Below are 13,221 nucleotides of genomic sequence, written 5' to 3'. Positions count from 1 at the left end.
ATCTCACTCATCATCTCACGTTCTCACTAATCCACTCATCCACTAACTCACTCTCTAACTATCCTTCTCACTCAATACTTAGTGAACAGTATCATGAGTGAGCTATCTATATCGCTATCTCATGAGTTGGCTCATTAGTGAGCTCACTAACTGATGAGTTACACCACAAAGTAACTCACTAATTAGGTAGGTAACTATCACTCGGGAGGTATAGGGGCGTAGAGGGACAACACAAGAAACCAACTTATACTGAGGTGGTTACTTATCCTTGTACCTTTGTGAAGCAAAGGTTTATGACTGATTGGAGGGGTGTTGCTCACCCGAAGTGAGAGCTCGCAGGGCTCACACTTCATCTCTCTATCTTGTTGATACTGGCAAGGTGTGTTTTTGTCCGACAAAACTCCGTTTTTCCGACAAAAGACCTTGCCCCACAGGGGAGAGAAATCACTCCAAAGTCGTGATGAGAAGAGAATAAAGAGATGGATAAGAAAAAGGAGCGATGGGATCGCTGGGATACACGGATTCCCAACCCAAAAGATCAGCTTAAGCTGATTGATATGTACCAGCGTTCTGGTGCAAAAACGAAGTCAGATTTCGTGCGAGCGAGGCTGTTTGGGGAGGAGTTTAAGGTGATTACTGTAGATAAATCGGCTGTGGATTATCACCGTAAACTCTCCGAATTGACCTCCCAAATTCATAAGATTGGGGTGCTGTATAATCAAGCAGTTAGGGCAATCAATAGCTATAACTCGGTCAAGACGGCTCAGATATTACTGGGGAAATTGGTGGGGCTATCGAGGCAGATAATGGCTCTGCAGGAGCAGGCCATAGCTCTGACGATTGACTTTCGGGAGAAGCGATGATTGCGAAGATTTCGGCCACGGCTAATCTTGGGGGTACGCTTGGCTACAACTTTAAGAAGGTGGAGCGTGAGGAGGCTTCTGTGCTATTGGCAAATGGTCTCTACCTGCAGCAGAAAGGTCAGCCTTACACGATGGAGCAGGTATTGGCTGATATGCAGCTGGCTATCCCAGATAGGTGCAGAACAAAGAAGGTGGTTTTTCACTGCTCACTCAATCCGCATCCTGATGAGCGTTTGGATGATGAGACTTTGAGAGCTATTGGCAAGGAGTATATGGAGCAGCTGGGGTATGGGGAGCAACCCTATATCGTCTTTAAGCACTCGGACATCGCTCGGGAGCATATCCATATCGTTTCGCTTAGGGTGGATAGCGAGGGACGAAAGATAAACGACCAATTTGAAAGACGTAGAAGCAAAAGGATAACTGATGCCTTAGAATTGAAGTATGGACTGATTCCAAGCAGTAAGATGACAAATAAGTCCCCAGATATGGCTCCATCTTTAGAGGGTTTAGTTGATGATACTCCCCCTTTAGGGGGCTGGGGGGCTAATAGAATAGAGGAAGTGATGAGATTTGTACTGAAGCATTATGCCTTTCAATCGTTAGGTGAACTTAATGCTCTCCTCGCTAATTACCAGCTTACTGCGGAAGAGGTCAAAAGGGGATTTAGAGGTAAGCAGTATGATGGAGTTGTTTATATGCCTATAGATGACAAGGGCAATAAGATAGGTACGCCCATACACGCCTCGGAAATGGGGCGTGGAATTGGCTATGACGCCCTGCAACGGAGGATGAATAAGTCAAAAGCTCTAATTGCTCCATACCTTGGAGATGTGCGAGGTCGTATTTTAGAGGTAATGCGTTCGTCTCCAAAGACAACAGAGGAGCTTCAGAAAGGTTTGGAGAAGGTAGGACTACGAGCTTATATCCGAAGAAGTGAGAGCGGACGGCTCTTTGGTATTACTTTTATAGACGATAAGCATAGGATAGTGGTCAATGGCTCTCGCTTGGGCAAAGGGTACTCTGCTAATGTCTTTAATAGCTACTTCGCTAATCCTGACCTTAATCCTTTCCTTGATGAGACGCTATATCGCACAGCGAAAGCACCTGAACAGTCTACGGACATTTCTAAGAGTATTGCACCAGTGGAGAGCGGTGGTGATGAACTCATTGGTGATGTTATCGGCGAACTGATAGATGACCTGCCAATAAGTAGTGGCGATGGGGACTGGAAAGAGGCGGCTTGGCAACGCAAACTAAGACGACAAAATCGCCCTCGCTTAAGAGGCAAGAGAAGGTAGTCTGTCACAAATATCGCTCATATTTGTGACAGGGGGGGTAAACTATTGATATAATAAGAGATATATAATTATGGGACAGGAAGATGACTTGAGGGGATTAGGTAAGGTGATGGACTTTATGAGGGGGATTTCTATTCTCTTCGTCATCATCAATTACTATTGGTTTTGCTACGAAGCTTTTCGGGAGTGGCACTTTACCATTGGTGTGGTGGATGCCATTTTGATGAACTTCCAGAAAACTACTGGGCTGTTTAGCTCGATTCTCTGGACGAAGCTCTTTAGTGTGCTATTCCTTGGACTCTCTTGCTTAGGGACAAGAGGGGTTAAAGAGGAGAAGATTACTTGGACAAAGATATGGACGGTGTTAGCCGTTGGGTTTGTACTCTTTTTCCTCAATTGGTGGCTATTAGCACTGCCCTTTAGTAGTGTAGGCAATGCCACACTCTATATCTTTACGCTTTCGGTAGGTTATATCTGCCTACTAATGGGTGGAGTTTGGATGAGTCGTCTCTTGAAAAACAACCTGATGGACGATGTCTTCAATATTGAGAATGAGAGCTTTCAGCAGGAGACCAGGCTAATGATGAATGAGTACTCGATCAATCTGCCCACTCGCTTCTACTACAAGAAGAAATGGAATGATGGGTGGATCAATATCGTTAATCCGTTTCGTGCCTCTATGGTGCTGGGGACACCTGGTTCGGGTAAGTCGTATGCCATTGTCAATAACTACATCAAGCAACAGATAGAGAAAGGCTTTGCTATGTATATCTACGACTATAAATTTCCAGACCTCTCCGAGATTGCCTATAACCATCTGCGTCATCACCTTGATGCGTATGAAGTGCAGCCTCAGTTCTTTGTAATCAACTTTGATGACCCTCGCAAGTCCCATCGGTGTAATCCAATCAATCCTGCTTTCATGACGGACATCTCGGATGCGTATGAGAGTGCCTATACCATTATGCTTAACCTCAACCGAACTTGGATACAAAAGCAGGGGGACTTCTTCGTGGAGTCACCTATCATCTTACTTGCGGCTATCATCTGGTATCTAAAGATATACGAGCACGGGAAGTACTGCACGTTTCCACATGCTATTGAGTTCCTCAATCGCCCTTATGCTCAGATATTCCCCATCTTGACTGCTTATGATGAACTTGCTAACTATCTCTCGCCTTTTATGGATGCTTGGGAGGGTGGAGCTCAGGACCAGCTACAAGGGCAGATTGCATCAGCCAAGATACCGCTCTCTCGTATGATTTCACCTGCTCTCTACTGGGTAATGACAGGCGATGATTTCTCGCTCGACATCAATAACCCGAAAGAGCCAAAGGTACTTGTGGTAGGTAATAATCCTGACCGCCAAAATATCTACTCTGCGGCTCTCGGGCTATACAATAGCCGTATTGTGAAGCTCATCAACAAAAAACACCAACTAAAGAGTTCGGTGATTATAGATGAGTTGCCGACCATATACTTCCGTGGATTGGACAACCTAATCGCAACAGCCCGAAGTAATAAGGTTGCTGTTTGCTTGGGCTTTCAGGATTTCTCGCAGCTCACTCGTGACTATGGGGATAAGGAGAGTAAGGTGATACAGAATACGGTGGGCAATGTATTCTCAGGTCAAGTGGTTAGTGAAACCGCCAAGACCCTCTCTGAGCGCTTTGGCAAAGTCTTACAACAGCGTCAATCAATGACCATTAACCGCAATGATAAGTCCACCTCTATCTCTACTCAGATGGATAGCCTTATTCCTGCCTCCAAAATCAGCAACCTCACACAAGGTATGTTTGTGGGTGCAGTCTCTGACAACTTTGATGAGCGTATTGAGCAGAAAATATTCCACGCTGAGATTGTAGTGGACTCAGCCAAAGTCTCTGCGGAAATGCAGCAGTACCAACCCATCCCCACAATTGCAGACTTCACTAAAGAAGATGGCTCCGATGGTCTCCAAGAAGCCATCAATGCCAACTATCGTCAAGTCAAGCAAGAAGTCCTCGCTCTCGTGGACAGCGAAATCACCCGCATCAAATCAGCCCCTCTCTGAGATGTTTGTTAAAAGCAGACTAAACACATGGCCTAGATGTTCGAGGACTGATTTTTCATAGTGACAGAGGGAGTCAGTATGTTGAGAATGTTGCACGAGAAAAAGACTCAAGATATTGCATATACCATTGAATATCAGCAAGAGAACGAAAATCCAAAGAGTTGTTTAATGAAATCTCAAGAGATTTTGTTCCTGTAGACAGTGATAATGACAACAAAGAGAAAGTGGAAAGATGGGTGTCTGATTTAGAAGAGGATGCCGTATTTAACATTCCTTCATACGGAGAATGTTTTATTTCGGAAAATCCATTAAGAAAATATATAACAGAAAAAGATATTGTTCTAGATGAGAAGAGGAAACAGGATATTGATAAATACCGTAAAAAAGCAAATGATGCAAAAGAAGCTGCCAATATCAACTTTAACATTCGGGAAGATGATAGCGATTTATTATACTTTGCAATGGATGATTTAACATATATTGCTGAAACTATATCTAAAGGCGATGTCAGAAAAGCGTCTTTACATAGAGATGCACAAGAATATAAACCTATAAGAGATGCGATGTCGCATACATCCAGATTAATAAAAAACGCGAAGAACAAGTTAAATACGACATATGAAAATATAAAAGCGAGAATTATTGATTTACTTGGTACTTGAATCTAGGGATGAAGAAAATTGACGGGATATTTGGCACTTAAAAAAATAATCACTAAATTTATGGCGTTACTAGAGGGTAACTAGTCAGGTACCGAAAAGATGAATAATAGAGTAGGTATTTTAAAATTTACTTCAATGAAAACACTAAAAAGAACAACCGAAGGTCTTTTAAAGATTAACAATGAAGGTATGAAGTCAATGAAAGGTGGCTATACCCTTCACACTGTAACCGTAACTCCAAAAGAGGAAGAATTAAGTGTAGATACCCCTGACGGCTGTCCAGATCATGGTAATGGCTGTGATGGTGATGATGGAATCCACAACGACTAAAATGTGAAGAGGAGTGTAAGTAGGCGGGTGAATATAGTCTTTTCTTCTGGTTAATTGATATTTTCAGTTAGCTTTTTGACTTTTTTATTTCGCTTATTTACACCCCTCTCTTTTGACAAAAGATTCCTTATAATGATTTTGCTTTTATCGAACCATGGTGATTATTCTGCCGATATTGTTATTGATCACCTTAAGATGTTAGGTGCGGATTGCATTCGTATTAATTCGTTTGATTTATTAGACTATCCACTTGAAATTTCTGCTCATAGTAAGTATATTAAGGTTGATGGGCAAACCATAAATCCAAAGGACATAGGTGCAGTTTGGTTTAGAAAGTTTGGCTTCTTTAGAAAGAGTCGACAGTACAAGAACATGCAAAAGGTTTTAGAGCCTACTGCTCAATCGTATTTATCTACAGAGTTTTCAAAAGTGATTGAAGTCTTTGAATTTTATTTTAAGGATTCTTTTTGGTTGACAAACCCACGAAAAATCAATGTTAATAAGTTTATCGTTCTTGAGATTGCAAAAGATTTGGGGTTTACAGTACCGCCCACGTATATTGTAAACAATAAATTTCAATTGTCTCAAATTAATCAAGAAGAAGGTGTGCTTATATCAAAATCTATTTATGATCCTCTGATTATTTTTTCTGAAGGTAGCAGTTATTCTATGTATACTACACTCATTGACGAGTGTAGTTTAAATGATTTGCCTCGTACTTTTATGCCCTCTATGGTACAGAAGGCGATTCCTAAACAATTTGAAGTGCGGGTGTTTTATCTCATGGGGAGATGTTATTCAATGGCTATAATGTCACAAGAAGATGCTGAAACGTCCATCGATTATAGGAAATACGATTTCAATAATCCAAATAGATTTATTCCAATTCAGTTACCTTCTCAATATGAACAAAAAATAAATCAGCTAATGAGTCGGTTATCTTTAAATACAGGTTCAATTGATTTTATATTTACTCCAGACGACCAGCTTGTCTTTTTAGAGGTAAATCCTACAGGTCAATTTGGAATGGTTGATTATTCTTGTAATTACGGATTACATAATAAGGTTGCTGAAGTACTTATCAAAAAAGATATCGAGTATCATGAAAAGAATGCTTAATAGGAATGACCTAGATGACGATATTCTCTCATCCTTATCGTTGAATGCTCTGTTGGCTGAAGAGATAAATAAATCAGACAAGAACACTATTGTAGAGGTTAACTATAAATCATTGCATTGTTCTTACTATAATAATGCAGATCATGTTGCTTATCCATACTATAAGGACATAATCATACCTGATTGTGACTAACCTACTACTCTTTGTCTTACGTAAAATAAATCTTATCGTATATGCCTACTACAGATAAAATTTTAGCTCCTTGTTGTGTTTTAGTTATTGGGCACAACAATTCTTGTATTTATGACCTGCAGAGGAATGGAATATATCGCTTCCCAAATAAATATCTTTGTCTCTTTGAGGTTGATAAAGAAACTGGAATTTATAAGGTAAATTCTATCGATGCTAACTTTGATAACAGTCAAGCGTTCATTGACACTTTAATTTCCAATCAACTTTGCATATCTACAACAGTAAATCATTTTTTTAGACCCATAGATTTAACATATTATCCCCAAAGGATTTGTGAAAATGCAATCATTGATAGAGATAAATATTCCTCATACTCCATGAGTAGCTTAGCTGAAAAACTCAGTGATGTAGGCTGTGGAGCTATAAGTATTCGTTATCTTTATCCAGTTAAACTTACTGAAATAGAGCGTGATGTTATTGAATTTAACAATTCGACCGTAAGGGATATAGAAATTCATTGTAATATTTTGGAAGGAAAGTCAATTGAGAACATCAAAGATTTTAAAAGGCGATATGGACGAGTATGTTCGTTTGTTTTTTACGAAGAACGTGAAAGAAAAGTGAATCATATTGGGAGTAATCTCACGGTAGTAACAATAGATAAGCCGTTATTGAAAAGAAATATGTGTGGTGGGGTCTCAGAGTTTAACATGAGAGCTCAAACACAGTTTTACATAGAATCAAAAACATTTAACAATTGTTTATATAGGAAGATTTGCATTGATGAAAATGGATTAATAAAAAACTGCCCATTAATGACTAATAATTATGGCCATCTTGATGACCACTCACATCAATTTCGCTCAATAATGAAGTCGGAGAAATTTCAAGAATACTGGTCTATAACTAAAGATTCAGTTGACGATTGCAAAAATTGTGAATTTAGATATGCATGTTTAGACTGTCGCTGTCAAGCTAAAAATCAAAATAATACATTTACAAAACAAATAAAATGCGAATATAATCCTTAAATTTAGTATTATGTGCAAGAATAAATCAGTATGTTTTTTCTTTTGTCTGACTTTATGTGTTATGTCATCCTGTGTGTCTCAAAAACTTTGCTTTGTACCAAAGTGTCATAACGCACAAATTGCTGACAACTCATTGTTCTTAAATAATGAAACTCTTTTCAAAGCTGATTTGTGGACAATAGATCTTACCACAAAAAAGTTGTTATTTTGTAGTGATTCAATTTCTTCTCAGAAATTAAATTACCTTGAAGATGTATTAAGAGATTGTAATTCACACAATGACACAATCATCGCTTTCTCCAATGATTTTATGATTTTGAAGTCAAGTATAAGAGATAATAAGTCAAACGCTCATTACTTGTACTCTTATGATATTGATAGCAATAAATGGGTATGTCAATATAATAGCAACATTGATATAGGCATAAAGTCTTTATCTGATACATTCTTTTTCCAACGAGAAGTGTATATGACAAAGAAAAGGAATAGAGTGATAATAAAAGATTATTTTGATACATTTTCAATTCTATATGTTATTCAAGGCGTAGATAGTGCGACTGATTTTTATACTACAAAAGCTTGGAATCCAGTTGAATTTAGTAGTTTTATAACTACGTCAAACTATATAATAGATAGAATTAACCCTATTAGTTACAATATTGCGAAGAGTGTTTTTTTATTGAAAGGAAATAAATGCTATGAATAGAAGATTGATTGTGTTCCTTTTTATATTGGTCCTTGGTCAAGTATTAGGATCTGCACAAACTTACCAAGGTAGAGTAACTTCAAAAGAGGATGGAAGCCCAATAGAGTTTGCGAATGTTATTTTATTGTCTGTGGATTCATCCTATATTACCGGTGGCATTACTGATGAACTGGGTAAGTTTGTAATTTCAACTCATCAAAAGGAGCAAACAGAGCTAATTCCTAAGCTAATAAAGTTTTTTTGCATTGGCTATGAGCCTAAGGTTATCTCGTTAGAAGCTTTCTCAGATAGCGAAATAGAGGTAGTTTTAGATGTCTCAACTACTCAGTTACAAGAAATCATGGTAATAGGTAAGAAAAAAGCTTTCTCATTAAAGGATGATGGTACTTTCATTGCAAATATCTCATCAATACCATCATTAAAAAATAGTGGTTCCATTGATGACTTGCTTAATAGAATTCCCTTTGTTCAAGGTGGAGGGGGATCATATACTGTTCTTGGTACTGGTGGTAATGCCACGATTTACCTTAATGGTCAAAAAGTGCAAGATCCCTCAGTTTTACAAAGATTGCGCTCACAAGATATTGCTAGTGTAGAGGTTATTAATACTCCTGGGGTGCAATATAAAGCATCAACGAAATCTATAATAAAGATTAATACAATCAAAAAAGAAAATAATACAAGTGCTTCCGTTAATCAGTATATGCTTATGCAAAATAACCTTAGTGCGTATACGGGGGTCAATGTTTCTCATGGTACCGAAAAAAGTTATTGGAACTTTAATGTAGGATATAGTCATACCGCTATATCAAATAGAAGTGAGGATTATTATTCAATAAAAAACGAAAGAGATAATTTAATTGAGACATCAAATAATTCTGATATTAGGAACAGAAGTAATTTCTTAATGGCAGGATTAACAATGAACTACGAACCATCAAAAAATACTAATGTGGGCTTTGTCACTAATTTGAATATTGGCAAATCAAATTTCGATATATTTTCTAAAGGTCTCAAGCACATTATAAATGGAGACGAATTATTAAATACTCCGATTACATCTAAACTTAATACCAAACCTTTAAGGTCAACCTCTAGTATATATTATAATGGGAAAATAGGAAATACTAGCATAAATGTAACGGATGAACTCTTATTTGGACAGACGTCAAAGGAATTTGCATACAATGAAGATAAAACATCCGCATTTGTAGTTACAAAAGGTAATCAAAACTTTATAATGAATTCTTCAATGATCTCTTTTAAGACTCCAATCAGGAATATAACTATAGGATATGGTTCCGAAATAACTATTAGCTCCAACAAAAGTGATCTTATAAAAGATGAAGAGGGTATAGCAACAAATATTACTAATTCTAATGTCTTTAATAAACAGACGCTTTTAGGGGTATATTTAGACATAAGAGCAAAATGGAATAAATTCTCAGTATATGGAGGTATAAGATATGAGTACGAAAAGTCATCATATGAAGAAAAAGGGGTAAGGAAATCTTTGGAAAAGCCGACACCGCACTTTTTCAATCCAACTGCGTCTCTTACATATTCCGCTAATAACATACGATCTACGCTTTCTTATAGAAAGAGTATTAATAGGCCATCATATGCATCATTGAACAACTTTATAATCATTGAGAATCAGTATGTATATCAACAGGGTAATCCTTTGTTATTTAACCAAACTACTGATTTAATACAACTTCTTGCATCGTATAAGAATTTTTCATTAAATGCAAGTTATAACTTTATACATAATACAGCCACAACATCACTTGAGAAATATGGTGATAATAAAAGCATAATCTTAAAGAGGACAATAAATATCCCTAGCTATACGGTGCTTAACATAGGATTAAACTGGAGAGATTCTTTCGGCTTTTATTCCCCTTCGTTGAAACTGAACTTTCAAAAACAATTTTTGAAATATGATGATATTACATATGCTGAGCCAAGACTTATGGTTTCAACTGATCATTACTTTGATTTGGGACATGATTTTAGACTCGGCTTGTATGCGAGTTATATCACGAAAAGTAATAGTTTGTTTGTAACTTTATCTGAAAGGTGGAATTATCGTTTAATGCTGTCAAAGAGCTATAAAGATTTCACTTTTGATTTTAATCTACAAAACTTATTTCTTAACAATAAACTTTATAGGACACGAGCGATGTCAGGAATTATTGCACAAGAGATTGAATATCAGGATTTTTCTGGAGTGAGTATGAATATCTCTTACCGGTTTAATTCTGTAAGACCTAGCTATAGGAATAGAGTAAGTAGCAATGAGAGCAAACGTTTTTAACATTTTATTTCGTAATAGAATACATGCTTATAAACAACATGATTCAATGGATTGTGGTCCAACATGCTTAAAAATAATAGCAAAATATTATGGGAAAGACACAGAGCTTGAAATTCTTCGAGATTGGTGTGGAATCGCTAAAGATGGGGTCTCTTTGTATGGGCTGAATACAGCAGCAGAGAAATTGGGATTTGAGACGTTTCCAACGCTGGTAACAGCTAAAGAATTGGAAGCTCATTTTAATGGTCCTTGCATTGTTCATTGGAATCAGAAGCACTTTATGGTTTGTTATAAAATAAAAAACAAGAAAAGTGCTTCATTTTTTTATATGGTTGATCCAGCACAAGGGTTTTGTAAATTTTCTTATGATGAGTTTCGTTCCCCTTTTGAAACAGAAAATGGGAAAGGAGTTGTCTTATTATTATCTCCGAGTAATAATTTTCAGCAAGAGAAGAAAAACGATGGTAAAAAATCTGCTTGGACGACTTTTATCCCATATGCTAAAGGATACAAGGGCTTATTTTTACAAATATTAGTGTTTTTAGCAATATCTAGTGTATTGGGATTCATATTTCCTCTCTTGACACAAAAAATAGTTGATGTTGGAATAAAACTTGAGAAAAAAGATGTTATTTGGATAATCATATTGGCACAATTAGGAATAGTACTCTCTAGATTTCTGATTGATTTTATGCGTTCTTGGGCTTTGCTGCAGATAAATTCAAAGATAAATATTTTATTTATTTCAGACTTTCTGAAAAAGTTAGTGAGGTTACCTATATCTTTTTTTGACAAGAAGAATGTTGGCGACATTATGCAAAGAATTGAAGATAACTATCGTGTAGAGAGATTTCTTACAGGGGAATCTTTTTTAGCAATCTTTTCAATTCTGAATTTTATCGTCTTTTCTATACTTCTTGCATACTATAAGCTTTCTTTTTTTATTATTTTTGCAATAGGTAATTTTATTTATGTTACGTGGGTGCTGTTTTTCTTAAAATATAGAAAAGAACTTGACAATAGGAGGTTTGCTCAATCTTCAGGCGAACAAGCTAAATTAATTCAGATTGTAAGTGGTATTTCGGAAATTAAGATCAATAGGAGCGAAAAAAAAGAAATTTGGAGTTGGGAAAATATCCAAGCTAATTTATATCAAATCAGTATAAAAAGTTTACTATTAGCACAAATTCAGAGAACAGGGGGGCTTTTTTTTGGACAATTTGTTAATATGAGTATTACTTATTTTGCGGCTAGATCTGTAGTAGATGGGGAAATTTCAATTGGTGCTATGATGTCAATAATGTTTGTTATTGGTCAATTATCAGCACCAATAGAACAACTTATTCAGTTTGTCAAATCAGCTCAAGATGCATCAATAAGTATAAGTAGAATTAATGAGGTAATTCAGTGTGATGATGAATACAAAAATAAAAGGGTAGTCCCCGATACTATACAAAGTTGCGATTTAAGAGTAGACAATATCTCATTCTCATATAATTATCCAGAATCTAGAATGGTTATTGAGGAGTTAAGCCTTTTTATTCCAAATAATAAGGTAACTGCTATAGTAGGTGCAAGTGGAAGTGGAAAAACAACCTTGATGAAATTATTGCTGGGTTTTTATACACCTACTTTAGGTCAAATAAATATAGGGGAAATCACTCTCTCTGAAATCGATCCTTATTATTGGAGGTCTAAAATAGGTGCAGTTCTACAAGATGGATTTATCTTTTCAAATACAATTACTGAAAATATTGCTCTTTCTGATTGGGAGACTGTAGATATGGAACAGGTTATTCATGCAGCAAAAGTAGCATGCATTAATGATTATATAGATACTCTTCCTTTAAAATATGACACACGAATTGGGATGGAGGGAGTTGGACTTAGTCAAGGTCAAAAACAAAGAATCTTGATAGCTAGAATGGTGTATAAAAACCCCAGCTATATTTTTTTGGATGAGGCGACAAATTCACTTGATGCAAATAATGAAAGGCAGATAATGGATAATTTGAATGATTTTTTTAAAAATAAAACGACAGTAGTTATTGCTCATAGATTAAGTACCGTTATGAATGCAGATAATATTATTGTTTTGGATAATGGTAGAATTGTAGAACAAGGAACACATCAAGAATTGACACGTCTAAAGGGGTATTACTACAAGCTTGTGAAAAATCAATTAGAAATGGGTAATTAGTATATGACGAATATAAACAGAAATAGCGTTGAAGACATTAAACATAGTCCAAATGTACAGAATATACTCAGCCAAAAACAAAGTAGATATTATAAAATTGGTATGTTATTCTTGTGTGCTTTGTTGGTTCTATTGGGTATAATGTTAATATCGTTAAAAAAAGACTTTAAAAATGCGGTTGCAAATGATGTGAAATTTAAAATTGTTTTTTTTAATGAAGAAGCGGTCTGCTTTACATCTATTAATAGTGATAATGTTGCGTACGGAAGTCACTTGTTCGGTGATTTTACGGATATATACTTTCTTTTTAAGTATGATGATCATAGTATGTTCAACCTTTTAATTTGTAATGGAAATAAATTCTATGTTAGCAACTTGCTAAAGTCATCTGATTTGCAAATTACTTGCGAATTCGTTTCTAACAATAGTAATGATAGATTTCT

At 36.3% G+C, this 13,221-nt stretch carries 11 protein-coding genes; all 11 read left to right on the top strand.

The window, feature by feature from the left end; translation table 11 throughout:
• The first annotated feature begins 479 nt into the window (after window positions 1-479).
• The 11 genes from QYZ87_09925 to QYZ87_09875 all read left to right on the top strand — a co-directional run bounded on the left by QYZ87_09925 (window position 480) and on the right by QYZ87_09875 (window position 12,778).
• Window positions 480-863 carry a hypothetical protein gene (locus QYZ87_09925; GenBank protein ID MDN4754828.1) on the top strand — a complete coding sequence of 128 codons (384 nt, stop codon included), beginning with the start codon at window positions 480-482 and terminating at the stop codon, window positions 861-863.
• Complete coding sequence (locus QYZ87_09920; protein ID MDN4754827.1) at window positions 860-2,164, top strand: relaxase/mobilization nuclease domain-containing protein; 1,305 nt, start codon at window positions 860-862, stop codon at window positions 2,162-2,164. Before QYZ87_09925 ends, QYZ87_09920 begins: the two co-directional genes overlap by 4 nt.
• A 70-nt stretch (window positions 2,165-2,234) precedes the next feature.
• The gene (gene mobC / locus QYZ87_09915; GenBank protein ID MDN4754826.1) at window positions 2,235-4,217 is read left to right on the top strand and encodes a conjugal transfer protein MobC; all 1,983 of its coding nucleotides are present in this window, start codon (window positions 2,235-2,237) and stop codon (window positions 4,215-4,217) included.
• A gap of 161 nt (window positions 4,218-4,378) precedes the next feature.
• Window positions 4,379-4,879, top strand: coding sequence for a hypothetical protein (locus tag QYZ87_09910; protein MDN4754825.1), 501 nt, complete (start codon window positions 4,379-4,381; stop codon window positions 4,877-4,879).
• 135 nt (window positions 4,880-5,014) lie between these two features.
• Window positions 5,015-5,209 carry a hypothetical protein gene (locus tag QYZ87_09905; protein ID MDN4754824.1) on the top strand — a complete coding sequence of 65 codons (195 nt, stop codon included), beginning with the start codon at window positions 5,015-5,017 and terminating at the stop codon, window positions 5,207-5,209.
• A gap of 132 nt (window positions 5,210-5,341) precedes the next feature.
• Window positions 5,342-6,328: a grasp-with-spasm system ATP-grasp peptide maturase gene (gene gwsG / locus QYZ87_09900; protein MDN4754823.1), complete on the top strand. Its 987-nt coding sequence runs from the start codon at window positions 5,342-5,344 to the stop codon at window positions 6,326-6,328.
• The gene (locus QYZ87_09895) at window positions 6,312-6,521 is read left to right on the top strand and encodes a hypothetical protein (protein ID MDN4754822.1); all 210 of its coding nucleotides are present in this window, start codon (window positions 6,312-6,314) and stop codon (window positions 6,519-6,521) included. Before gwsG ends, QYZ87_09895 begins: the two co-directional genes overlap by 17 nt.
• A 41-nt stretch (window positions 6,522-6,562) precedes the next feature.
• Window positions 6,563-7,552 carry a hypothetical protein gene (locus tag QYZ87_09890; protein ID MDN4754821.1) on the top strand — a complete coding sequence of 330 codons (990 nt, stop codon included), beginning with the start codon at window positions 6,563-6,565 and terminating at the stop codon, window positions 7,550-7,552.
• A 10-nt stretch (window positions 7,553-7,562) separates the two neighbouring features.
• Entirely contained in the window at window positions 7,563-8,258 is a 696-nt protein-coding gene (locus tag QYZ87_09885; protein MDN4754820.1) for a hypothetical protein, read from the top strand.
• Complete coding sequence (locus tag QYZ87_09880; protein MDN4754819.1) at window positions 8,251-10,578, top strand: outer membrane beta-barrel protein; 2,328 nt, start codon at window positions 8,251-8,253, stop codon at window positions 10,576-10,578. Before QYZ87_09885 ends, QYZ87_09880 begins: the two co-directional genes overlap by 8 nt.
• Window positions 10,559-12,778, top strand: a complete 2,220-nt coding sequence (locus QYZ87_09875; protein MDN4754818.1) for a peptidase domain-containing ABC transporter — start codon at window positions 10,559-10,561, stop codon at window positions 12,776-12,778. The genes QYZ87_09880 and QYZ87_09875 overlap by 20 nt, the downstream gene beginning before the upstream one ends.
• Window positions 12,779-13,221 lie beyond the last annotated feature (443 nt).

It is taken from the genome of Porphyromonadaceae bacterium W3.11 (genome assembly GCA_030434245.1).
In the GTDB taxonomy this organism is placed as follows: Bacteria; Bacteroidota; Bacteroidia; order Bacteroidales; family Porphyromonadaceae; genus Porphyromonas_A.
Note: the sequence above shows the minus strand (reverse complement) of the source record. Positions and strands in the feature narration are given on the sequence as shown.

Excerpts from the sequence above, each read along its gene's own strand:
- QYZ87_09925 (MDN4754828.1), top strand. The coding sequence starts at position 480 with ATGGATAAGAAAAAGGAGCGATGGGATCGCTGGGATACACGGATTCCC.
- QYZ87_09920 (MDN4754827.1), top strand. The coding sequence starts at position 860 with ATGATTGCGAAGATTTCGGCCACGGCTAATCTTGGGGGTACGCTTGGC.
- mobC (MDN4754826.1), top strand. The coding sequence starts at position 2,235 with ATGGGACAGGAAGATGACTTGAGGGGATTAGGTAAGGTGATGGACTTT.
- QYZ87_09905 (MDN4754824.1), top strand. The coding sequence starts at position 5,015 with ATGAAAACACTAAAAAGAACAACCGAAGGTCTTTTAAAGATTAACAAT.
- gwsG (MDN4754823.1), top strand. The coding sequence starts at position 5,342 with ATGATTTTGCTTTTATCGAACCATGGTGATTATTCTGCCGATATTGTT.
- QYZ87_09895 (MDN4754822.1), top strand. The coding sequence starts at position 6,312 with ATGAAAAGAATGCTTAATAGGAATGACCTAGATGACGATATTCTCTCA.
- QYZ87_09890 (MDN4754821.1), top strand. The coding sequence starts at position 6,563 with ATGCCTACTACAGATAAAATTTTAGCTCCTTGTTGTGTTTTAGTTATT.
- QYZ87_09885 (MDN4754820.1), top strand. The coding sequence starts at position 7,563 with ATGTGCAAGAATAAATCAGTATGTTTTTTCTTTTGTCTGACTTTATGT.
- QYZ87_09880 (MDN4754819.1), top strand. The coding sequence starts at position 8,251 with ATGAATAGAAGATTGATTGTGTTCCTTTTTATATTGGTCCTTGGTCAA.
- QYZ87_09875 (MDN4754818.1), top strand. The coding sequence starts at position 10,559 with ATGAGAGCAAACGTTTTTAACATTTTATTTCGTAATAGAATACATGCT.